We start from the raw sequence: 23076 nt of genomic DNA, 5'->3' as shown, positions 1-23076 counted from the left end.
GGTGCGGCGATCCGACCTGCTCGCGATGATCGCAAGAACACTACAAATCTTACTTCGATTGAATAATGCTCAACCGCTCGCCCACCACCATCTCGGTAATCCAGTCCACCAGAATCGAGGTGTACGCCTGTTGCGAAACCGGCTCGCTCAACGCGTGATCGGCGCCATCGATAATCCGGTGCGTCAGCGAATGCGTCTGCTGGCACGCGGCGCGGTAGCTCATGATCGTTGCGTGAGGCACGTAGTCGTCGGTTTCGGACTCCACGAGCAGCACATCCCCGGTGAATTGCGAGCAGGCGTGCAGCGCGCGATTGCTGTCGGCGCGTACCAGCGTGTTGCGGTAATCGCGCAAATCAGCCTTGTCCAGTTCACGCTTGGGCGTATGCCATTCATCGTCGCGATACAGCGCCGGCACCCGTAGCGCCAGCCAGCGCACCGGGCGCAACGAGGTCAGGATCGAGGCCAGGTAACCGCCATAACTGGTGCCCACCACCGCAATGGCGGAAGTGTCGAGCGCCGGGTGGGCGAGCAAGCGGTCGTACGCCGCCAGCAGGTCGCGCAGGTTGTCTTCACGCGTTACGCGAGTGAGCGGGATGCCGGTGCCGCCAGTGTGCCCGCGCAAGTCGAACGTCAGGCACACACACCCCAGACCGGCGATGCCTTTGGCCCGTTCCAGGTCTCGCTCCTGGCTGCCGCCCCAACCATGCACAAACAACACGCCGGGGACTTTCGATTTAGGGCTCAGAAAAGTCCCGATCATCTGTTCATCGTCGATGTCGATCTGGATGGTTTCGCTTCTAGCCGTCATAGGATTTGACCGTTACGTACTTGAGAAGAAAGTCACTGTTTTCCGCCGGCCCGCGGTACACCTCGATGGCGTCCGCCGGCAGCGGTTGATCGATGTAGGTTTCTACCGAAGACACGCGAATCGCGCGCATCTGCGGGTCGTTGACGAAGCTCTGCAACGCGGCCACTTCGGCACTGCTGGCACCGCCCATGCGCCAGGACTGTTCAAGCACGCCGCTGCGCTGTTTGCCGTTGCTGTCCAGGCCTTGGGCGATGTCGTAGTTGCGGCGTGAGGCGTAGAAACCGGGATAGGCCTCGTCCGCGGCACTGTCGAAGACTTGCGCCTGCTGGATCGCCAGTCGCACATCGTCAGGCAGGTCCAGCTTCAGCAGGTCATCGTAATCACCCTGCACCACCAGCAGATTGGAACCTCCATAAACCTGCTCGCCTCGACCGTCTTCGGTCAAGTATTGATCACCGCAATAACTCAACACCTTGCCGCCGATAAAGCTCTGGCCGACGCTGTGGGTGATCACGTTGTCGAGATCCTGTTCGAGCACCACGCCCTCAGTGAACAAAACCTTGGCATCGGGGCGGGCCAGAACGGCGTCGAATTGGTCGAGGCTTTTGATCACTTCCTGCCCACGTCCGGCACAGGCGTGAATTGGCTTGATGCGGATAGGGCCGGCGTAGAGCAAATGCTCCGCCGCCGGCCGTGCATCGTCGAGCGAGAACACGCTGAGGCCATCGAGCACGACGTTGCGTACCCGTTCGGAAAACAGCGCAGACCAGCCTTCCGGGGCGTGCGCATTCTTGTTGCGCAATCCATGGCTGATGGCTTTGGTGCAGATGAAATCGTGGTCGACGTAGCCGCCCCACATATCCTCCGGCCCGGTGATGCCTAATGCCCGGGCAGCAGCGACGCCGACCAGGGTTTGGGTCGGCAAGAGATAAAGATCCCGGCCGTTATGAAGTTCGGGATCGTAACTGCCGCCGAACTTGAGCCCCAGGATATGCGCCAGCCAACGGGCCAGCGCACGATTGGTTTCGACTTCGTGCTGGGGCGCCTCGGCGCGGACCGAGTGGGCGACCACCAGTTTCTTGCGATTTGTTGGGGTCATGCGTCCCCCTTCAATCTGCGTTTGATGAATGTAGTTGAAGGGGTGCAGAGATCAAGCCAAGGAGGGCCGCAGTGAAACGGTTTCCGAATCAGCCAGTTGCGAAAAAAGTGATGGCACCAAGCCTGCTTTATTCTGCACGACATCCATTCCGACTCCCGCATTTTGCACGATCCATGCCTTGCATAGAGCCAATGTGGGAGCGAGCCTGCTCGCGATAGCAGCCTGTCATGCACCATCAATGTTGGATGATATGGCCCCATCGCGAGCAGGCTCGCTCCCACATTTGGATCTGCTGTGTTCTGACTATCGAGCTACGGTTGAGGGCGTCACGCCAAACCGTGAGCGGTAATCACTCGGCGCAAGCCCGGTGATTTTCTTGAAGGTCGCCCGAAACGCCCCCGGATCCTGATACCCCACGGTCCACGCGATGTGATCGATGGTGCCGTTGCTGAACTCGAGCATTTCCCGAGCCTTGCCGACCCGCAGGTGCTGGCAGTACTCGGTGGGTTTCAACCCGGTCGAGGCGCGGAATCGGCGCAGGAACGTGCGTTCTTCCAGCCCTGCCCGCTCGGCCATTGCCGTCAACGACACGTCAGTGGCCCCGGTGCTTTGCAGCCAATGCTGGACCTTTAGGATCGACGCGTCACCGTGGCTGAGAATCGGTGAAAAATTGCTGCCACATTCACTCGCGCTGTCGCTGTGTTCGACCACCAGGAAACGCGCGGTGCCGGTGGCGATACTCGGGCCGAGAAGACGGTCCACGAGGCGCAAACCCAGCTCGGACCAGGCCATCAGCCCCGCGGTGGTGATCAGGTCGCCATCGTCGACGATGGGGGTATCGGCCTTGAGTTTGATCGCAGGGTAACGCTCGGCGAAGGTTTTGGCCGAGGTCCAGTGGGTGGTCGCGCTACGGCCATCTAGCAAGCCACTTTCCGCCAGCAGAATAGAACCCACGCAGACGCCACCGAGGGTTGCGCCTTGCGCATGTTGCTGACGCATCCAGTGGATCAACGCCTGGGGTGCCTGCCCTTCGGAAAATCCGGCAATCGAGGGTGGAATCAACACCGCTACCAATGGGCGGTCGGGCCCCGGATGACTGTCGTATACCCGCTCGGGCGCCTGCTCGCCATCAACCTGCCAATGGCTGACCCGCAGTAGCGGCAACTGCGGGGCTTGATGCTCGGCGGCAATCCGGTTGGCCACGCCGAACAGGTCGGTCAACCCGTGCACCGCCGCCATCTGCGCGCCGGGATAAATCAGCACGCCGAGTTCAGCGATTGCCCTTTCTGCGTCCATTGTCAGTTTTCCCCCTTCTATTGTCGGTGCGGCCAATCCCCGGTCGGCCTGCCAGGGCCAATACTTCGTTCCACACCCAACACACACATTCGAGGAAACAGTCATGGCCAAGCAAGCACTCATCGTAGTCGATATCCAAAACGACTACTTCCCCCAAGGCAAGTGGCCGCTGGTCGGCGCCGACGCTGCAGCCGACAACGCCGTCCGTCTGCTCAAAGCCTTTCGTGATGCCGGTGATTCTGTGGTGCACATCCGTCACGAATTCACCTCCGAAGAAGCCCCGTTCTTCACCCCGGGTTCGGAAGGCGCGAAGTTGCACCCCAAAGTCCTGAATCGCGCCGATGAGCCGGTGGTGCTCAAGCACTTCGTCAACTCGTTCCGTGAAACCGAACTCAAATCGATCCTCGACGAGCAAGGCATCAAGGAACTGGTGGTTGTCGGCAGCATGAGCCACATGTGCGTCGATGGCATCACCCGCGCCGCTGCCGATTTCGGCTACACCGTCACCGTGATCCATGACGCCTGTGCCTCACGCGACCTGGAATTCAACGGCGTCACGGTGCCTGCGGCCCATGTTCACGCTGCCTTCATGTCAGCCCTGAGTTTTGCCTATGCGAGCGTGATCTCCACTGACGAATTCCTCGCGGCCAGCCACTAACGTCTTAACCTATTGATCAAATTCCGAAAAGGGCCCGCCGCGTTTTAGCGCTGCGGGCCTTTTTCGTCGGTCGGGAAAAGTAATACAAAAAATCTCACGCGTGAGCTATTGAGAGTGGCAAAAATTGCCTGTAGTGTTTCTCACGCGTGAGTTTTTCACAACGAGGTCAGCCCCATGAAAAGCAGCTCTCCATCGAGCCCCCCAGACGGGCCCGATACCGATACAGCAAGCCGCAAGGGAGAGCGCGCGAAACCGTCCGCGAAAAAACCATCGAGCTTTTACATGAAGCAGATGCGCGCGGGCCTGGGTGCCGCCGGTTATGTGAAACACGAGACTTGGGTGCTTCCCGAAAACCGAAGCCTGCTCAAGCAGATGGAGAAACAGCTTCGCCAACCGATTCTGGCTGGCTCATTCATGTCGGAGAATTACATGAGCGCAGGTACTAACTGGAACATCGATCGCCTCTTCAGCGCCCTTCAGGCCCTGGACGAAGTGGTTTCGAACGACATCACGCTTTCTCTCGTTCAAGGCTCCGAGTCCAGCATCAAGCTGGAAATGAACGATTTCGGTGGCCTGCCGATTTACATCGCGGTGGTGGGCGAACAGATCATCGTCGATACCGTGCTGGTCGACGTCGAGTCCATCAACGACGTACCGGCCTTCAATGACGCCGTGCTGCGCAGCCGGGAGATGTTCCCGCTGTCCTCGATCGGTATCGAGTCCATGCCGAACGGGCAGATTGTTTACAACATGTTCGGCGCCCTGAGCTCCGACTCCAGCCTGACGAACATCGTGACCGAGGCCAAAACCCTCGTCGACAATGTCCAGCGCGCCAGCGAAGCCTTCGAACGTTTCTTCAATTAATTATTCGGTAACAGGAAATATCCAATGACTCAGTCCATCTGGAGCAAATTGTTCACCGCGCTGCGTGGCGGTGCCACTGAAGTTGGCGAATCGATCGTCGACCAACAGGCCCTGCGCATCCTTGACCAGGAAATCCGCGATGCGGACAGCGCCTTGGCCAACGCCAAGCGTGAGCTGGTCACCATCATGGCCAAGCACAAACTGTCGGCTGACCGCGTCAGCGAGTACAACGCCAAGATCAAGGACCTGGAATCCAAGGCCCTGGCCGCGATCCAGGCCAACCGTGAAGACCTGGCGCTGGAAGTGGCCGAAGCCATTTCGACCCTGACCAACGAACTGGACGTCGAGCAAAAGCAGGCCACCGAATTCGGCGGTTACGCTGAAAACATGCGCAAAGACATCACCAAGGCCGAAAACCGCATCAAAAGCCTGCGCCAGCAAGTGGACATGGCCAAAGCCCGCGAAAGCGTACAGAAGGCCCAGGTCAGCGCTTCGATTGCCAGTGGCGGCGCCAACGGCAAGCTGGAAACCGCCGTCGGCACGCTGAACCGCTTGCAGGCCAAGCAGCAGCAACGCGCGGCTGAACTGGAAGCTCAGGACCAACTGGCCGATGCATCGACCGGCACTGACCTGGAACGCAAACTGCGCGACGCCGGCATCACGCCGAACGAAGGCAGCGCCAATGCGATTCTGGAACGCCTGAAGAAAAAATCGGCCGAATAACCGACTCTCGAGTCGAACGCATAACCTGTGGGAGCTAGCCTGCTAGCGATTGCGGTTTGTCAGACAACATTGATGTCGACTGACACTCCCTTTTCGCATGCAGGCTCGCTCCCACAATGGGTTGCGCTTCAGTTTTCAGTGAATCGAGGTCAAGGATGGATGCCCTGAAGGGGTTCAAGACAATCGCAGGCCTGGCGCTCTTCATGGTCGCGCTGCAACTGATCAACGTCGCGACCGGCTACAGCCTCATGGCATTCGGCCTGATCCCGAGAACCGTGCACGGTCTGCTCGGCATCATCACCTCGCCTTTTCTGCACGCTTCCTTTGCGCACCTGAGCGCGAACCTGATTGCCTTTTTGATTCTGGGCACCCTGGTCATCATCGAAGGACTCCACCGCTTCATTGCCGTTAGCGCGATCATTATCCTGCTGGGCGGATCGCTGGTCTGGCTGTTCGGTTTTTCAGGCGTACACATCGGTGCCAGCGGCTGGGTGTTCGGGCTGTGGGCGTACCTCTTGTCCCGTGCCTGGTTTCACCGCAGCTGGGGCAACCTGATAACGGCCGGCGTCGTGGCCCTGCTCTATGGCGGCCTGATATTTGGCTTCCTTCCACGCCAGGGTGTTTCCTTCGAAGGTCATCTGTTTGGTGCGCTCGCCGGATTTATTGCTGCCAAGGTACTTTTCTCCGCGTCGCGCAGCAGGTTTAATGCCGCCCGGTAACCGCACTTAAGCGTTCAGAAGTCGGGGCGATTACTGCGCCGGAACGAGTACCCACGGAGTCAGGGACGAAATGTCGATTTTCCTTTTGTTGCGCCTGTACGCCTCGTCCCTCTTCCACCGCTTCGGCTGGGCAGGTCTGGTCATTGCCTTGGGCGTACACCTGATCACGGCGTATCTGGGCCTGGTGCTTCTGGGCGAACAACACCTCACCGCCCCCGCTACGTTTACTTACTTCTATCTGACCACCACACTCACCGTCGGCTATGGCGATCTCGCGCCGCAGACACCGGCGGGGCGAATTTTCGTGGCTACCTGGGTCATGCTCGGGGGCATTGCGCTGCTGACGGCAGCCATCGGCAAAACCACCAGCAGCGTCATCGATGCATGGAGAAAAGGCATGAAGGGCAAAGGCGATTTCACCGGTAAGGTCGGGCATACGGTTCTCATCGGCTGGGAAGGCGCGTCCAGCGAGCGGGTCATTGAATTGTTGCTTCAGGACGAAACCTCGAACGACAACCTGATCGTCATTTGCGATTGCACCCTTGAAGAGAACCCGATGCCGGGCAAAGCGACCTTCATCAAAGGTGAAAGCCTGTCCTCCGTGGCATTGCTGCTGCGCGCCGGCGTTCCGGGTGCCGAACGCGTCCTGGTGCGAACCCATTCAGACGACCTGACCCTGGCCACCGTGCTGGCGGTCAATCAACTGAAACCTGTCGGGCATGTGGTTGCCCACTTCAATGACAGTGAAGTCGCTGCGCTGGCCAGCGCCTACGCACCCAGCCTGGAATGCACCTCAAGCATGGCCATCGAGATGCTGGTGCGCGCCTCTCAGGATCCGGGCTCGTCCGTGGTCATCAATGAACTGCTGTGCGTGGGCCAAGGCGCCACCCAATACCTGATGAAACTTCCCGAGGCCTTCGAAGCCACGTTCGGCGATCTGTACACTCAGATGAAAGAACACCACAACGCCACGCTCATCGGCTATCGCGCCAAAGGTGCCCAACAACCGTCGATCAACCCGCCCAGCGCCACGCGCGTTGAGGGCGGCGAACTCTTCTACATCGCCTCCACTCGCCTCAAGGAAATCTCCAATGGGATGGTTTAAACAGTTGATGGGGCTTGAGGCCCCGAACGCGACGACCGAGTCGAAATGGACCGCCAACGAAACCCCGCCGCCAGCCACCGGCCCATTGGGCCTGGGATTGGGCAAAGGCGTGATGTTCGACACGACCCTGAAATTATTGCTCGACGAAAAAACCACGGTGACCATCCCGGGCTCTCAGCAGATCTGGAGCAACGGCACCGTCGATCTCGGGCAGTCGACCTGGCTGTCGCGCTATTACATGAACGATGAAGACTACTGGCTGCAGGTGCACACCACCGGCGAAATTGCCGGGCAGGTCGAGTCGGTGATTTTGTTCAATTACCTCAGTTACATCACCATCAGCAGTGAAGCGGAGCTGCGTCGGCTGGCCGGTCCGCAGAGCCTGATCGGGCTGCCGACCTACACCCATAACGGCGTCGAATACACCCGCGAATGGGGCACCGAGAATGGCCAGACAGAATTGGTGGCGTTGAGCGAGCAGCTGAAAAATCCGGAAGAGTCCTACGGCATCGAGCACCGTTCGATGCTGTACGCCCGCGAAACAGGCCTGACCGATCGCCGGGAGTTCCTGCTGTTTTCCGTCGAAGAAGACGCCGAAGGCACCATCAGCTTGAGCACGTCGCTGGGCATCTCGCTGTACACAACCGACCTGAATACGTTCTGAAAAAGGAAGAAGTCCATGCTAGAAGCGCTCTCCATCTCCCTGAACAAAGCCGCCGTGTTCGGGTTTGTCGCGTACATCCTCGGCGCCGCTGTGCTGTTCGCGCTGTTCCAGTTCATCTACACCCGAATCACCCCGCACAAGGAATTCGAACTGATCCGCTCGGGCAACGTCGCCGCCGCAATCGCTCTGGGCGGCGCCCTCATCGGTTTCGCGATTCCGGCCAGCAATGTGATTGCCTACTCGATCAGCCTGCTCGACTTCGTCGTCTGGTCGCTGATCGCAGCAGTCGTGCAACTGCTGGCGTTCCTGGTGACCAGCCTGGTGTTGAAAGGCACTTCTGAACGGATCAAGAAAGGCGAAATCGCGGCGGGTGTCTATGTCGCGGCCGTGGCCATCAGCGTTGGCATGTTGAACGCCGCCTGCATGACCCCTACCCCGAACTGATTGCGCACGGAGCTCCCGATGAAACGAAGCAAGTACGTTCAACTGTCGCTGGCAGCCTCGGTCGCCATGGCGATATCAGGTTGCGGGCCGACGGAAAAAACTTACCCGGTGCAGAAGAAATACAACTTCCAGTCCGTTCAGCAATGTGCCGATGAAAAGCTTCCGGTGGACGTCTGCTCGGACGCCTACATGAGCGCCATGGCCGAGCATCGCCGCATTGCGCCGGTGTACGACAGCCAGGCCGATTGCGATGCCGACTTTGTCGCCGACTGGTGCCAGCAGGATTCCGCCGGCAAGTTCATCCCCAAGCTCGGCGGTTTCGAACTGACCGCCGATGGCCAGGTGACGCAATCCCAAGTGGACGCGGCCAAGGCGCAATTACCCGCCTCGGAAACGGCGAATACTGGCGGCTCGGGCTTTTCCACCGGCAGCCTGCTGACCGGCCTGCTGATCGGCAACATGCTGAGCAGCAACCGCAACAGTTACTACTCAGAGCCGGTGTACCGCTATCGCGATGATCGCGGCAGCTATTCGAACTCGACGCTCAGCCAGCGGATGTCGAAGGGCTCGACGTTTAACAAGTCCAATCAGGCGAGGTACGGCAGTAGCAACTACGCCGACTCGGTCCGTTCTTCCGCAAACAAACCGGTTTCCGTTGCCTCGTCCACCTCTCGTGGCGGCTTCGGCAGCAAGGCCAGCGCACGCAGCGGCTGGGGCGGCGGCGGGTCGAGCAGTTAAGGGAACGGGTCATGAAGAAAATCCATTGCGCAGAGCGTCCTGACTGGAAACAGACGGCCGAGGGTCTCGGCTTTCTGTTCCATACCATCGACGACGAACCCTACTGGGACGAGAGCGCGTATTACCAGTTCTCGCTCAAGCAAATCGAGAACGATCTCGAAGACCCGACCACCGAGATCCATGAGATGTGCATGGACCTGGTGGCCCGCGTGGTTCAGAGCGAGGAGCTGCTGCAGCGCCTGAGCATACCCGCGCCCTTCTTCGACATGGTTCGCACCTCATGGCTCGAAGGTCACCCGCACTTGTACGGGCGCATGGACTTCTCCTACAACGGCACCGGCCCCGCCAAGTTGCTGGAACTCAACTACGACACGCCGACCAGCCTGTATGAGGCCGCTGCGTTTCAGTGGGGCTGGCTGGAGCAATGCATCGAACGCGGCTTGCTGCCCAAGCATGCCGACCAGTTCAACAGCATCGACACCAAGCTGCATCAGGCCTTCGCTCAATTGCAGCTCAAACAGCCTTTCTACTTCGCCTCGATGAAAGACTCGGTCGAAGACAAGGGCACCACCGATTACCTGCGGCTGGTGGCGGAAAAGGTCGGCATCGAATCACGCCACATCGACATTGAAGACATCGGCCTGACCAGTGACGGGCGTTTCGTGGACCTTGAGGATCGCTGGATTCCGCACCTGTTCAAGCTGCACGCCTGGGAGTTCATCTTCCACGAGCCCTTTGGTGCAGCGATTGCCCAGAGTGATACGCAGTTTTTCGAGCCTGCGTGGAAGTCCATCATCTCCAACAAAGGCATCCTGCCGCTGTTGTGGGAGTTCAACAAAGGTCACCCGAACCTGCTCGCGGCCCACCTGGATACCGATCCGAACAAAGCAGTGCCCAAGGGTTGGGTGCGCAAGCCGTTCTTCTCCCGGGAAGGCGCCAACATCGAGCTGCAAACGGCTGACGGTCTGATCGTGAAAGAGGACGGCCCCTACACCGATGCGCCGTTTATCCTTCAGGAATTCGCGCCACTGCCGAAGTTTGGCGACAGCTATACGCTGATCGGTTCCTGGGTGATCGGAGATCAGGCGGCCGGTATCGGCGTGCGTGAGGACAACAGCTTGATCACCAAGGATTCGAGTCGGTTCTTGCCGCACCTGATACTCGACTGACCCTTCGTCATCCCACTAAAAAAGCCCGGTGCCGTGCATCGGGCATTGGGGCGAAACAGGTGTAAACCTGATCGAGAACCAGACAACCACAAGACTTACCGCTGAAAAGCCGGATAATGGCGGCCAAATCGTCTAGCCGTTATTCTGGTAATCCCCCATGGAAATCAAGGTCAACTTTCTCGACAACCTTCGGCTTGAAGCCAAGTTCGATGACTTCACGGTGGTGGCCGATCAACCAATCCGCTACAAGGGCGATGGCTCGGCACCGGGTCCGTTCGACTACTTCCTGGCGTCGTCGGCGTTGTGTGCCGCCTACTTTGTGAAGTTGTACTGCAGCACACGCAATATCCCCACCGATAATATCCGGCTGTCGCAGAACAACATTGTTGACCCGGAAAACCGTTACAACCAGATTTTCAAGATCCAGGTCGAGTTGCCGGCGGACATTTCCGACAAGGACCGCCAGGGCATCCTGCGTTCCATCGACCGCTGCACCGTGAAAAAAGTGGTGCAAGCCGGGCCTGAGTTTGTGATCGAAGAAGTGGAAAACCTCGACGCCGATGCCCAGGCGTTGCTGATGCCGGCGTCCAGTTCAGAGGCGAGCACTTACATAGCGGGCAAGGATCTGCCGCTGGAGCAAACCATCGCCAATATGTCGGCCATTCTGGCGGACCTGGGCATGAAGATCGAAATCGCCTCGTGGCGCAATATCGTGCCCAATGTCTGGTCGCTGCATATCCGCGATGCGCACTCGCCGATGTGCTTCACCAACGGCAAGGGTGCGACCAAGGAAGGCGCTTTGGCGTCGGCGTTGGGCGAGTTTATCGAGCGACTGAACTGTAACTTCTTCTACAACGACCAGTTCTGGGGCGAAGACATCGCCAACGCGCCGTTTGTGCATTACCCGGACGAACGCTGGTTCAAGCCTGGCCGTAAAGATGCACTGCCGGCGGAAATTCTCGACGCGTACTGCCTGAAGATTTACAACCGCGACGGCGAGCTGCGTGGCTCCCATCTGATCGATACTAATTCGGGCAATGAAGAGCGCGGCATCTGCTCGCTGCCGTACGTGCGTCAGTCAGACGGCGAGGTGGTGTATTTCCCGTCCAACCTGATTGAAAACCTGTTCCTGAGCAACGGTATGAGTGCCGGCAACACCCTGGCCGAAGCCCAGGTGCAGTGCCTGTCGGAGATCTTCGAGCGCGCGGTCAAACGCGAAATCATCGAAGGTGAATTTGCCCTGCCGGATGTGCCGGCCGATGTGCTGGCGAAGTACCCCGGGATACTGGCCGGTATTCAGGCGCTGGAAGAGCAAGGGTTCCCCGTGTTGGTGAAGGATGCGTCCCTGGGTGGTGAATTCCCGGTGATGTGCGTCACGCTGATGAACCCGCGTACCGGCGGTGTGTTCGCCTCGTTCGGCGCGCACCCGAGCCTGGAAGTGGCGCTGGAGCGCAGCCTGACAGAATTGCTCCAGGGCCGCAGCTTCGAAGGCCTCAACGACTTGCCCCAGCCGACGTTTGAAGGTCATGCAGTGACCGAGCCGAATAACTTCGTCGAGCACTTTATCGACTCCAGCGGCGTGGTGTCATGGCGCTTCTTTAGCTCCAAGTCCGATTACGAATTCGTGGAGTGGGACTTCTCCGGCCAGGGTGAAAACTCGAATACCGACGAAGCCGCGACCTTGTTCGGCATTCTCAAAGGCATGGGCAAAGAAGTTTACATGGCAGTCTACGAGCATATCGGCGCGACGGCCTGCCGCATCCTGGTGCCAGACTATTCGGAAATCTATCCCGCGGACGATCTGATCTGGGATAACACCAACAAAGCGCTGTTCTTCCGCGCCGATATCCTGAACCTGCATCGCCTGGACGAAGAGGAACTGCAAGCGCTGGTTGAACGTCTGGTGGAAAGCGAGCTGGACGACTACACCGACATCACCAGCTTGATCGGCATCGAGTTTGACGACAATACCGCCTGGGGTCAGCTGACGATCCTGGAGTTGAAGCTGCTGATTTATCTCGCCTTGCAACAATATGAAGAGGCGAAAGAGGCAGTGGAAATGTTCCTGCAATACAACGACAACACGGTTGAGCGTGGCTTGTTCTACCAGGCAGTCAATGTGGTGCTGGAGATGAAGCTGGACGAAGACCTGGAACTGGAAGACTACGAGGCCAACTTCCGCCGGATGTTTGGCAGCGAGCGGACGGATGCAGCGATCGGCTCAGTGGACGGCAGCGTGCGCTTCTATGGCTTGACGCCGACCAGCATGAAACTGGAAGGGCTCGATAGACACCTGCGCTTGATCGATAGCTACAAGAAACTGCACTCGGCGCGGGCAGCCGTAACCACGTCATCCCGTTAACCGCAATTCTGTAGGAGCCGGCTTGCTGGCGATGAACGATAACGCGGTTCGCCTGATTAACCGCGTTGCCGCAATCGCCAGCAAGCCGGCTCCTACAAAACAGCGTGCAAAAGAAAACCCCCGACCAGTCCAGAGGACCGATCGGGGGTTTCGAGGCTAAACCTTACAAAGGCCTAAGCCATATCCTAGAACGGGATATCGTCATCGAAGCTGTCGAAATCCGGAGCCGGTTGCGGAGCCTGCTGTGGTGCTGGACGCGACTGTTGCGGAGCCGATTGCTGCGGTGCCGACTGCTGCGGACGCGGAGCCTGCTGGCGTGGGGCCGGAGAGGACTGCTGATAGTTATTGCCCCCGCCTTGTTGGTCGCCCTGCTGTGGACGGCCGCCGAGCAGTTGCATGGTGCCTTGCATGTCGACCACGATTTCGGTGGTGTAACGCTTGATACCGTCTTTTTCCCACTCGCGGGTCTGCAGCTTGCCTTCGATGTAGACCTGCGAACCTTTACGCAGGTATTCGCCGGCGATCTCGGCAACCTTGCCGAACATCGAAACACGGTGCCATTCGGTCTTCTCGACCTTCTGACCGGTTTGCTTGTCGGTCCACTGTTCGCTGGTCGCCAGACTCAGGTTGGTCACGGCGTTACCGTTAGGCAAGTAGCGAACTTCGGGATCCTGGCCGCAAGTGCCGACCAATATGACTTTGTTAACCCCACGGGCCATAACGTTCTCCTAGGCTTCGCACGCTGTCGCGGCCGGGTTGTTCACCAGACGCTCGAGGGTAGTGCGATCCAATAATTCGGTGTCCAGTTTGATGTAAATCGCCGCTTCATCGGCAACCACGATTGCATCGGTTACTCCAACGACGGCCTTGAGGCGCTCGATCAGGCCAGCTTCACGAATCGCTTCGGGCGACAACGGCAAGCGCAGGCTCGTCACGTACGGAGGTTCCCGCATGGTAACAGCAAAGGCTAGCCAAAGTGCAGCCAGCCCGGCACATCCCAAGAACACAACCGACAAACCGCCGTGCTGGAACATCCAGCCGCCGAGGATCCCGCCCAGCGCCGAACCGAGGAACTGGCTGGTGGAATAAACCCCCATCGCCGTGCCTTTGCCGCCTGCCGGTGAAACCTTGCTGATCAACGATGGCAACGAAGCTTCCAGCAGATTGAACGCGGTAAAGAACACCACGGTGCCAATCACCAGAGCCCGCAAGCTATCGCCGAACTGCCAGAAGAATAGCTCAGTGAGCATCAGCGTCAGCACCGCGCCCAATAAAACTCGTTTCATTTTGCGTTTTTTCTCGCCGTAGATAATGAACGGGATCATGGCGAAGAAGGAGATCAGCAGCGCTGTGAGGTAGACCCACCAGTGCTGTTCTTTGGGCAGCCCGGCTTTTTCGACCAGGGCCAGGGGCAATGCAACGAAGCTCGACATTAACATCGCGTGCAACACAAAAATCCCCAGGTCCAGGCGCAGCAGGTCCGGATGCTTGAGCGTCGGTATCAGCGCCGAACGCGCGACACCGGATTCACGGTGCTGCAACGGCCCGGTGGAACGCGGCACCATGAACATCACGATCACGATGCCGAACAGCGCCATGCCGCCCGTGGCGAGGAACAACCCGGAAAGGCCGAAGGCGCGGGTCAGCAATGGTCCTACAACCATGGCGACAGCGAACGACAGACCAATCGTCATGCCGATCATGGCCATGGCTTTGGTTCGATGCTGTTCGCGGGTCAGGTCGGACAGCAGAGCCATCACCGCCGCGGAAATCGCTCCGGCGCCTTGGAGGATTCGCCCGGCGATCACGCCCCAGATCGAATCGGCATTGGCGGCCAGCACGCTGCCGAGGGCGAAGATGATCAGCCCCAGGTAAATTACCGGACGACGGCCGATGCGGTCGGAGATGAAGCCGAAAGGAATCTGGAAGATCGCCTGGGTCAGGCCGTAAGCGCCGATCGCCAGCCCGATGAGGGCCGGGGTCGCTCCTGCCAGGTCCATCCCATAGGTCGCCAGTACCGGCAACACCATGAACATGCCAAGCATACGGAAGGCGAACACGAGGGCCAGACCGCTTGCTGCGCGGGTCTCACTGCCACTCATGCGTTCGCTGTGGGGATCGTGCATGGAAAAACCTCATGTGAACCGGCGGCGATTCTACCAGTCCCATCGATTGACGGGGTATATCGCGACGCTTTGACGCGCTCCGCTGACAGACTCTTCATGTAAGACATCAACCCGCTCGTTTGATAGTGTGCATCCATCCAGTATTTGGCCGTATACTCCTACGTTTTCGACGCCCGCCAAGCGAGGCCACTTTGGACAAGATCCTGATTCGTGGGGCCCGAACCCACAACCTGAAGAACATCGACCTGACCCTGCCACGGGACAAACTGATCGTCATCACCGGCCTGTCCGGATCCGGCAAATCGTCCCTGGCATTCGACACGCTGTATGCCGAAGGCCAGCGCCGCTACGTCGAATCGCTGTCGGCTTATGCCCGGCAGTTTTTGTCGATGATGGAAAAACCTGACGTCGACACCATCGAAGGTTTGTCGCCAGCCATTTCCATCGAACAGAAGTCGACCTCGCACAACCCGCGCTCGACAGTCGGCACCATCACCGAAATCTACGACTACCTGCGCCTGCTTTACGCTCGCGTTGGTATTCCTCGCTGCCCGGATCACGACATTCCGCTGGAAGCGCAGACCGTCAGCCAGATGGTCGACCTGGTCCTCGCCCAGCCGGAGGGCAGCAAACTTATGCTGCTGGCCCCGGTGATTCGCGAGCGCAAAGGCGAACACCTGTCGGTCTTCGAAGAGCTGCGCGCCCAGGGTTTTGTGCGAGCCCGAGTCAATGGCCGGCTCTGCGAGCTGGACGAGTTGCCGAAGCTGGATAAACAGAAGAAGCACTCGATCGATGTCGTCGTCGATCGCTTCAAGGTCCGCGCCGACCTGCAACAGCGCCTGGCCGAGTCGTTCGAGACCGCGCTGAAGCTGGCGGACGGCATTGCTCTGGTCGCGCCGATGGACGACGAGCCCGGCGAAGAGATCATCTTCTCCGCGCGCTTCGCTTGCCCGATTTGCGGCCATGCCATCAGCGAACTGGAACCCAAGCTGTTCTCCTTCAACAACCCGGCCGGCGCTTGCCCGACGTGTGATGGTCTGGGGGTCAAGCAGTTCTTCGACATCAAGCGCCTTGTGAACGGCGAGCTGACGTTGGCCGAGGGTGCAATTCGCGGGTGGGACAGGCGCAACGTCTATTACTTCCAGATGCTTGGCTCGCTGGCTTCGCACTACAAGTTCAGCCTCGAAGTGCCGTTCAACGACCTGCCGGCCGATCAGCAGAAATACATACTGCACGGCAGTGGCTCGCAGAACGTCGACTTCAAATACCTGAACGACCGCGGCGATATCGTCAAACGCTCGCACCCGTTCGAAGGCATCGTGCCGAACCTGGAACGCCGCTACCGCGAAACCGAGTCGGCTTCGGTGCGTGAAGAGCTGGCCAAGTTCCTCAGCACCCAGCCTTGCCCGGATTGCCGTGGCACGCGCTTGCGTCGTGAGGCGCGGCACGTTTGGGTGGGTGAAAAGACGCTGCCGGCGGTAACCAATCTGCCGATTGGTGATGCCTGTGAGTATTTCGGCGTGCTGAAGCTCACGGGACGCCGCGGCGAAATTGCCGACAAGATTCTCAAGGAAATTCGCGAGCGCCTGCAGTTTCTGGTCAACGTGGGGCTCGACTATCTTTCGCTGGATCGCAGTGCCGACACATTGTCCGGTGGTGAAGCTCAGCGGATTCGCTTGGCCAGTCAGATTGGCGCCGGCCTGGTGGGGGTTCTGTACATCCTCGACGAGCCGTCGATTGGTCTGCATCAACGTGATAACGATCGGTTGCTCGGCACGCTCAAGCACCTGCGTGACATCGGCAACACGGTGATCGTGGTCGAGCACGACGAAGATGCGATTCGCCTGGCGGATTATGTAGTCGATATCGGTCCGGGCGCAGGTGTCCACGGCGGGCATATTGTCGCGGAAGGTACGCCGGCCGAGGTCATGGCTCACCCTGATTCGTTGACCGGTAAATACCTGTCTGGTCGGGTGAAGATTGCCGTTCCAGCCAAACGCACACCGCGTAACAAAAAGCTGTCGCTGTCCCTCAAGGGCGCTCGCGGCAACAACTTGCGCAATGTCGACCTGGATATTCCAATTGGTTTGTTGACGTGTGTGACCGGTGTATCGGGCTCGGGCAAGTCGACGCTGATCAACAACACGCTGTTTCCTTTGAGCGCTACCGCACTCAACGGTGCCACGACGCTTGAGGCGGCCGCTCACGACAGCATCAAGGGCCTGGAGCATCTGGACAAGGTCGTTGATATCGACCAAAGCCCGATCGGCCGTACGCCGCGCTCCAACCCGGCAACCTACACCGGGCTGTTCACGCCGATTCGTGAATTGTTCGCCGGTGTACCTGAGTCCCGTTCACGCGGTTACGGCCCAGGGCGCTTCTCCTTCAACGTGAAGGGTGGACGCTGCGAAGCGTGCCAGGGCGATGGCCTGATCAAGGTGGAAATGCACTTCCTGCCGGATATCTATGTCCCGTGCGACGTCTGTAAGAGCAAGCGCTACAACCGCGAGACTCTGGAGATCAAGTACAAGGGCAAGAACATCCACGAAACCCTCGAGATGACCATCGAGGAAGCGCGGGTGTTCTTCGATGCGGTTCCCGCGCTAGCACGCAAGCTTCAGACGTTGATGGATGTGGGTCTGTCCTACATCAAGCTGGGGCAATCTGCGACGACGCTGTCGGGGGGCGAAGCCCAGCGGGTGAAACTGTCCCGCGAGCTGTCCAAGCGCGATACAGGCAAGACGCTGTACATCCTCGATGAACCCACCACGGGTTTGCACTTCGCGGATATTCAGCAATTGCTGGACGTACTGCATCGCCTTCGTGACCACGGCAACACCGTGGTGGTAATCGAACACAACCTGGATGTGATCAAGACGGCCGACTGGCTGGTGGACCTGGGGCCGGAAGGCGGCTCCAAGGGCGGACAGATCATTGCCGTCGGTACGCCGGAGGAAGTGTCCGAGATGAAGCAGTCTCACACTGGCTTCTACCTCAAGCCGTTACTGGCTCGCGACAGGGACTGATTCAGGCCCATGAAAAAGCCCCTGTCACTTTATCGGTGACAGGGGCTTTTTTCTATCGGGAGCAATCAGGCGTGGGATTGCAGGTAGTTCTCAAGACCGATCAATTTGATCAGACCCATCTGCTTCTCAAGCCAGTAGGTGTGGTCTTCTTCGGTGTCATGCAATTGAACCCGCAGCATCTCGCGGCTGACATAGTCCTTGTGCTGCTCGCAGAGCTTGATGCCCTTGCAAAGTGCAGCGCGGACTTTGTATTCCAGGCGCAGGTCGGCGGCGAGCATGTCAGGCACCGTAGTACCGACATCGAGATCGTCCGGACGCATGCGCGGCGTGCCCTCCAGCATCAGGATACGACGCATCAGGGCATCGGCGTGCCCTGCTTCTTCTTCCATCTCGTGGTTGATTCGTTCGTAGAGCTTGGTGAATCCCCAGTCCTCATACATCCGCGAGTGAACGAAATATTGGTCACGCGCGGCCAGTTCGCCGGTCAGCAACGTGTTGAGGTAATCGATTACGTCTGGGTGGCCTTGCATCGCCCTACATCTCCCTGCTTGAAAGTCTGTAGTTTGAACCAAGGGGACTGTTTGGTCACTTCGTTTGCGCGATAAAAGCGAAGATATTCTGAGAAAAGTAGTTCAAATAACGCAAAAACCGCCCAAATGAGGGCGGTTCTGCTTCTCGTTTAGACTTCGTTAAGCTGTACGTTGAGTGCCTTTGCGATTGCTTCTCCATACGCCGGGTCAGCCTTGTAGAAATGCTGCAACTGGCGATCAACCACATCACTGGAAACACCAGCCATCGCGCCGGCAATGTTATTGACCAACAGGGTTTTCTGCTCGCCGCTCATGAGTCGGAACAGAGCACCGGCGTGGCTGTAGTAGTCGGTGTCTTCGCGATGATCGTAACGATCAGCGGCGCCGCTCAATGCCAAAGGTGGCTCAGCAAAGCGAGGCGCTTGTTTTGGCGACTCGACGTAGCTGTTCGGCTCATAGTTAGGTGCCGCACCGCCATTGCTGCCGAACGCCATCGAACCATCGCGCTGGTAGCTATTCACCGGACTGCGAGGCGCATTCACCGGCAGTTGTTGATGGTTGGTGCCAATGCGGTAGCGGTGAGCGTCAGCGTAAGCAAACACGCGACCCTGGAGCATGCGATCCGGCGACAGACCAACACCCGGGACCATGTTGCTCGGACCGAATGCCGCTTGTTCGACTTCAGCGAAGTAGTTCTGCGGATTGCGGTTGAGCTCCAGCTCGCCCACCTCGATCAGCGGAAACTCTTTCTGCGACCAGGTTTTGGTCACATCGAACGGATTCTCGTAGTGCGCCGCGGCCTGGGCCTCGGTCATGATCTGGATGCACACACGCCATTTCGGGAAGTCACCGCGCTCAATCGCCCCGAACAGGTCACGCTGCGCGTAATCCGGATCAGTACCAGCCAATCGTGCCGCGTCTGCAGGCGCCAGGTTCTTGATCCCTTGCTGGGTCTTGTAGTGCCACTTCACCCAGTGCGGCTCGCCATTGGCGTTGATCAGGCTGTAGGTGTGGCTGCCGAAGCCGTGCATGTGACGATAGCCGTCAGGAATGCCGCGGTCGGAGAACAGAATGGTGACCTGATGCAGCGCCTCAGGCGAGTGCGACCAGAAATCCCACATCATCTGCGCGCTTTTCAGATTGCTTTGTGGCAGACGCTTTTGGGTGTGGATGAAGTCCGGGAATTTCAGCGGATCACGGATGAAGAACACTGGCGTGTTGTTGCCGACGATGTCCCAGTTACCTTCTTCGGTGTAGAACTTCAGGGCAAAGCCGCGGGGATCGCGCTCAGTGTCGGCCGAACCACGTTCGCCACCGACAGTGGAAAACCGCAGGAATGTCGGAGTTTGCTTGCCGACCGACTCAAACAGTTTGGCGCTGGTGTATTCAGTGATGTCGCGAGTAACGGTAAACGTACCGTAAGCACCCGAGCCTTTGGCATGTACACGGCGCTCAGGGATGTTCTCACGGTTGAAGTGGGCAAGCTTCTCGATCAGGTGGAAGTCGTCGAGCAGCAGCGGGCCACGAGGGCCGGCGGAACGGGAATTCTGGTTGTCGGCTACAGGAGCGCCACTGGCGGTGGTAAGCGTTTTATTTTGGCTCATGCGTTCTACTTCCTCTGTCAGTCTTTAACTTGCCGGCTAATCGGCTGAGAGGGAGTATTGATCACGAACGTTACACCGACTAATTCATTAACTCGTGATCATCAATAGAAAATTACTAACGACTCCTCCCTTTCGGAGGATGACGACATAAATGATGTGTACGCACGAACAATCAGGCATAGGTTTATTTCAGACACAAAAAACCGGGCACTAGGCCCGGTTTTTCGTTTCAGACTGACGTCTTACTCAGCGGATACAGCTTCACCACCGGCAGGACGATCAACCAACTCGACGTACGCCATCGGCGCGTTGTCGCCAGTGCGGAAACCGCACTTGAGGATGCGCAGGTAGCCACCCTCACGGGTAGCGTAACGCTTGCCCAGGTCGTTGAAGAGCTTACCAACGATAGCTTTCGAACGAGTACGGTCGAAAGCCAGACGGCGGTTAGCCAGGCTGTCTGTCTTGGCCAAAGTGATCAGCGGCTCAGCAACGCGACGCAGTTCTTTAGCTTTTGGCAGTGTAGTTTTGATCAGCTCGTGCTCGAACAGCGACACTGCCATGTTTTGAAACATGGCCTTGCGGTGCGAGCTAGTGCGGCTCAGGTGACGACCACTTTTACGATGACGCATGGTTCATTCCTTACCAAACACAACGTTCGGTGATTACGACGATCAGGCAGTCGCCTTGTCGTCCTTCTTAAGACTTGCAGGCGGCCAGTTGTCGAGGCGCATGCCGAGGGACAGACCGCGGGAGGCCAGAACGTCCTTGATTTCAGTCAAGGATTTCTTGCCAAGGTTCGGAGTCTTCAACAGCTCTACTTCGGTACGCTGAATCAGGTCACCGATGTAGTAGATGTTTTCCGCCTTAAGGCAGTTAGCCGAACGTACAGTCAGTTCCAGATCGTCAACCGGGCGAAGCAGGATCGGATCGATCTCGTCTTCCTGCTCAACAACCACTGGCTCACTGTCACCTTTGAGGTCGACGAACGCAGCCAACTGCTGTTGCAGAATGGTTGCAGCGCGGCGGATAGCCTCTTCAGGATCCAGAGTACCGTTGGTTTCCAGATCAATAACCAGCTTGTCCAGGTTAGTACGCTGCTCGACACGGGCGTTTTCCACCACGTATGCGATACGGCGAACCGGGCTGAACGAAGAGTCAAGCTGCAAGCGACCGATGCTGCGGCTTTCGTCTTCATCGCTCTGACGCGAGTCTGCCGGTTCATAACCACGACCACGAGCTACGGTGAGCTTCATGTTCAGGGCGCCGTTAGACGCCAGGTTAGCGATTACGTGATCGGGGTTAACGATCTCGACATCATGATCCAGCTGAATATCGGCAGCGGTAACCACCCCCGAACCCTTCTTCGACAAGGTCAGCGTAACTTCGTCACGACCGTGCAGCTTGATAGCCAGACCTTTAAGGTTCAACAGGATTTCAATTACGTCTTCCTGTACGCCTTCGATGGCGCTGTACTCATGGAGCACACCGTCAATCTCGGCCTCGACTACTGCACAGCCGGGCATTGAGGACAACAGGATGCGTCGCAGCGCGTTGCCCAGGGTGTGGCCGAAACCACGCTCGAGAGGCTCGAGAGTGATCTTGGCGCGGGTTGGACTGACAACCTGCACATCAATATGGCGGGGTGTCAGGAACTCATTTACCGAAATCTGCATGGATGCACCTATTTTCTAGCCCTTACTTGGAGTAGAGCTCGACAATCAGGCTTTCGTTGATGTCGGCGGACAGATCACTGCGAGCAGGAACGTTCTTGAAAACGCCCGACTTCTTCTCAGTGTCTACTTCTACCCATTCTACGCGGCCACGTTGGGCACACAGATCGAGAGCTTGGACAATGCGAAGTTGGTTCTTTGCTTTCTCGCGAATCGCGACCACGTCACCAGCACGAACCTGGTAGGACGGTACGTTTACGGTCTGACCGTTAACGCTGACGGATTTGTGCGATACCAGCTGACGGGATTCGGCACGAGTAGAGCCAAAACCCATACGGTATACAACGTTGTCCAGACGGCATTCGAGCAGTTGCAGCAGGTTTTCACCGGTTGCACCTTTCTTGCCAGCAGCTTCTTTGTAGTAGCCGCTGAATTGACGCTCGAGAACGCCGTAGATACGACGGACCTTCTGCTTTTCACGCAGTTGGGTGCCGTAATCGGACTGGCGACCGCGGCGTTGGCCGTGGATACCAGGGGCTGCTTCGATGTTGCACTTCGATTCGATCGCGCGCACGCCGCTCTTCAAAAAGAGATCGGTGCCTTCGCGACGAGCGAGTTTGCATTTTGGACCAATGTAACGAGCCATTCTTTACAATCTCCTGGATTACACGCGGCGCTTCTTCGGCGGACGGCACCCGTTGTGCGGGATTGGCGTCACGTCGGTGATGCTGGCGATCTTGTAGCCACAGCCGTTCAAAGCGCGGACTGCAGATTCACGACCTGGGCCTGGACCTTTGACGTTAACGTCGAGGTTTTTCAGGCCGTATTCCAGCGCAGCTTGACCAGCACGTTCAGCAGCTACTTGAGCAGCAAACGGGGTGGACTTGCGGGAACCGCGGAAACCCGAACCACCGGAGGTAGCCCAGGAAAGAGCGTTGCCTTGACGGTCGGTGATGGTCACGATTGTGTTGTTAAAAGAAGCATGGATGTGGGCAATGCCATCAACCACTGTCTTTTTAACTTTTTTACGAGGACGAGCAGCAGGTTTAGCCATGATTAATTTCCTGTCGATTCGCTGGGGCGATTACTTGCGGATCGGCTTACGCGGACCTTTACGGGTACGCGCGTTAGTCTTGGTACGCTGACCGCGTACTGGAAGACCACGACGATGACGCAGACCGCGATAGCAACCGAGGTCCATCAAACGCTTGATTTTCATGTTGATTTCGCGACGCAGGTCACCTTCAGTGGTGAACTTCGCCACTTCGCCACGCAGCTGTTCAATCTGCTCGTCGCTCAGATCCTTGATCTTTGCGGCTGGGTTTACCCCAGTCACTGCACAGATCTTCTGCGCAGTAGTGCGACCAACACCATAGATGTAGGTCAGCGAGATAACAGTATGCTTGTTATCTGGAATGTTAACGCCTGCAATACGGGCCATTCAGTGGGACTCCAATTGACAGCTACCTAC

Annotated in this window: 23 protein-coding genes; 11 read left to right on the top strand and 12 right to left on the bottom strand. The window is 58.1% G+C overall.

From position 1 onward, the window contains the following. Positions 1–49: 49 nt before the first annotated feature. The 3 genes from ACYZT6_RS30645 to ACYZT6_RS30635 all read right to left on the bottom strand — a co-directional run bounded on the left by ACYZT6_RS30645 (position 50) and on the right by ACYZT6_RS30635 (position 3203). The gene (locus tag ACYZT6_RS30645) at positions 50–808 is read right to left on the bottom strand and encodes an alpha/beta hydrolase family protein (RefSeq protein WP_462029828.1); all 759 of its coding nucleotides are present in this window, start codon (positions 806–808) and stop codon (positions 50–52) included. After that, positions 798–1907: a DUF3182 family protein gene (locus ACYZT6_RS30640; RefSeq protein WP_462029827.1), complete on the bottom strand. Its 1110-nt coding sequence runs from the start codon at positions 1905–1907 to the stop codon at positions 798–800. The genes ACYZT6_RS30645 and ACYZT6_RS30640 overlap by 11 nt, the downstream gene beginning before the upstream one ends. A gap of 303 nt (positions 1908–2210) precedes the next feature. Beyond that, positions 2211–3203 (bottom strand): GlxA family transcriptional regulator, encoded by a 993-nt coding sequence (locus ACYZT6_RS30635; protein ID WP_462029826.1) that lies wholly within the window; start codon positions 3201–3203, stop codon positions 2211–2213. Positions 3204–3306: 103 nt separating this feature from the next. On the opposite strand from ACYZT6_RS30635, the gene ACYZT6_RS30630 reads away from it, so the two are divergent. The 10 genes from ACYZT6_RS30630 to ACYZT6_RS30585 all read left to right on the top strand — a co-directional run bounded on the left by ACYZT6_RS30630 (position 3307) and on the right by ACYZT6_RS30585 (position 12649). Next, on the top strand, positions 3307–3861 hold the full coding sequence (locus tag ACYZT6_RS30630; RefSeq protein WP_462029825.1) for a cysteine hydrolase family protein: 555 nt from the start codon (positions 3307–3309) through the stop codon (positions 3859–3861). A 282-nt stretch (positions 3862–4143) separates the two neighbouring features. Further along, positions 4144–4725, top strand: coding sequence for a YjfI family protein (locus tag ACYZT6_RS30625; RefSeq protein WP_462029824.1), 582 nt, complete (start codon positions 4144–4146; stop codon positions 4723–4725). Between the two features lie 24 nt (positions 4726–4749). Beyond that, entirely contained in the window at positions 4750–5448 is a 699-nt protein-coding gene (locus ACYZT6_RS30620; RefSeq protein WP_109635239.1) for a PspA/IM30 family protein, read from the top strand. Between the two features lie 155 nt (positions 5449–5603). Beyond that, positions 5604–6167 (top strand): rhomboid family intramembrane serine protease, encoded by a 564-nt coding sequence (locus ACYZT6_RS30615; protein ID WP_462029823.1) that lies wholly within the window; start codon positions 5604–5606, stop codon positions 6165–6167. Between the two features lie 70 nt (positions 6168–6237). Continuing rightward, entirely contained in the window at positions 6238–7272 is a 1035-nt protein-coding gene (locus ACYZT6_RS30610) for an ion channel (RefSeq protein WP_462029822.1), read from the top strand. Then, positions 7259–7936 carry a DUF2491 family protein gene (locus ACYZT6_RS30605; RefSeq protein WP_462029821.1) on the top strand — a complete coding sequence of 226 codons (678 nt, stop codon included), beginning with the start codon at positions 7259–7261 and terminating at the stop codon, positions 7934–7936. Before ACYZT6_RS30610 ends, ACYZT6_RS30605 begins: the two co-directional genes overlap by 14 nt. A gap of 15 nt (positions 7937–7951) precedes the next feature. Further along, complete coding sequence (locus ACYZT6_RS30600; RefSeq protein WP_131062034.1) at positions 7952–8380, top strand: DUF350 domain-containing protein; 429 nt, start codon at positions 7952–7954, stop codon at positions 8378–8380. 18 nt (positions 8381–8398) lie between these two features. Further along, the gene (locus ACYZT6_RS30595; protein ID WP_462029820.1) at positions 8399–9118 is read left to right on the top strand and encodes a DUF1190 domain-containing protein; all 720 of its coding nucleotides are present in this window, start codon (positions 8399–8401) and stop codon (positions 9116–9118) included. A gap of 11 nt (positions 9119–9129) precedes the next feature. Beyond that, entirely contained in the window at positions 9130–10287 is a 1158-nt protein-coding gene (locus ACYZT6_RS30590; RefSeq protein ID WP_462029819.1) for a glutathionylspermidine synthase family protein, read from the top strand. A 157-nt stretch (positions 10288–10444) separates the two neighbouring features. After that, a complete protein-coding gene (locus tag ACYZT6_RS30585) occupies positions 10445–12649 on the top strand; it encodes an OsmC domain/YcaO domain-containing protein (RefSeq protein ID WP_462029818.1) in 2205 nt (734 codons plus the stop codon). 185 nt (positions 12650–12834) lie between these two features. On the opposite strand, the gene ACYZT6_RS30580 is transcribed toward ACYZT6_RS30585, so the two are convergent. Continuing rightward, positions 12835–13368: a single-stranded DNA-binding protein gene (locus ACYZT6_RS30580; protein WP_462029817.1), complete on the bottom strand. Its 534-nt coding sequence runs from the start codon at positions 13366–13368 to the stop codon at positions 12835–12837. 9 nt (positions 13369–13377) lie between these two features. Next, positions 13378–14775, bottom strand: coding sequence for an MFS transporter (locus tag ACYZT6_RS30575; protein WP_462029816.1), 1398 nt, complete (start codon positions 14773–14775; stop codon positions 13378–13380). Positions 14776–14966: 191 nt separating this feature from the next. Between ACYZT6_RS30575 and uvrA the strand changes: the two genes are divergently transcribed. Beyond that, entirely contained in the window at positions 14967–17801 is a 2835-nt protein-coding gene (gene uvrA, locus ACYZT6_RS30570) for an excinuclease ABC subunit UvrA (RefSeq protein WP_462029815.1), read from the top strand. A gap of 65 nt (positions 17802–17866) precedes the next feature. On the opposite strand, the gene bfr is transcribed toward uvrA, so the two are convergent. The 7 genes from bfr to rpsM all read right to left on the bottom strand — a co-directional run bounded on the left by bfr (position 17867) and on the right by rpsM (position 23046). After that, complete coding sequence (bfr, locus tag ACYZT6_RS30565) at positions 17867–18331, bottom strand: bacterioferritin (protein ID WP_007943775.1); 465 nt, start codon at positions 18329–18331, stop codon at positions 17867–17869. Positions 18332–18480: 149 nt separating this feature from the next. After that, on the bottom strand, positions 18481–19935 hold the full coding sequence (locus tag ACYZT6_RS30560) for a catalase (protein ID WP_462029814.1): 1455 nt from the start codon (positions 19933–19935) through the stop codon (positions 18481–18483). Between the two features lie 242 nt (positions 19936–20177). Next, entirely contained in the window at positions 20178–20564 is a 387-nt protein-coding gene (gene rplQ / locus ACYZT6_RS30555; protein ID WP_008145500.1) for a 50S ribosomal protein L17, read from the bottom strand. A gap of 42 nt (positions 20565–20606) precedes the next feature. Further along, a complete protein-coding gene (locus tag ACYZT6_RS30550; protein WP_003186012.1) occupies positions 20607–21608 on the bottom strand; it encodes a DNA-directed RNA polymerase subunit alpha in 1002 nt (333 codons plus the stop codon). Between the two features lie 22 nt (positions 21609–21630). Continuing rightward, positions 21631–22251 (bottom strand): 30S ribosomal protein S4, encoded by a 621-nt coding sequence (gene rpsD / locus ACYZT6_RS30545; protein WP_003210056.1) that lies wholly within the window; start codon positions 22249–22251, stop codon positions 21631–21633. A gap of 18 nt (positions 22252–22269) precedes the next feature. Beyond that, positions 22270–22659: a 30S ribosomal protein S11 gene (gene rpsK / locus ACYZT6_RS30540; protein ID WP_002555466.1), complete on the bottom strand. Its 390-nt coding sequence runs from the start codon at positions 22657–22659 to the stop codon at positions 22270–22272. Between the two features lie 30 nt (positions 22660–22689). Continuing rightward, the gene (gene rpsM / locus ACYZT6_RS30535; RefSeq protein WP_003186020.1) at positions 22690–23046 is read right to left on the bottom strand and encodes a 30S ribosomal protein S13; all 357 of its coding nucleotides are present in this window, start codon (positions 23044–23046) and stop codon (positions 22690–22692) included. Between the last annotated feature and the right edge of the window lie 30 nt (positions 23047–23076).

Source organism: Pseudomonas sp. RT6P73 (assembly GCF_054897715.1).
The sequence above is the reverse complement of the archived record's forward strand: the minus strand, read 5'-3'. Positions and strand labels throughout refer to the sequence as shown.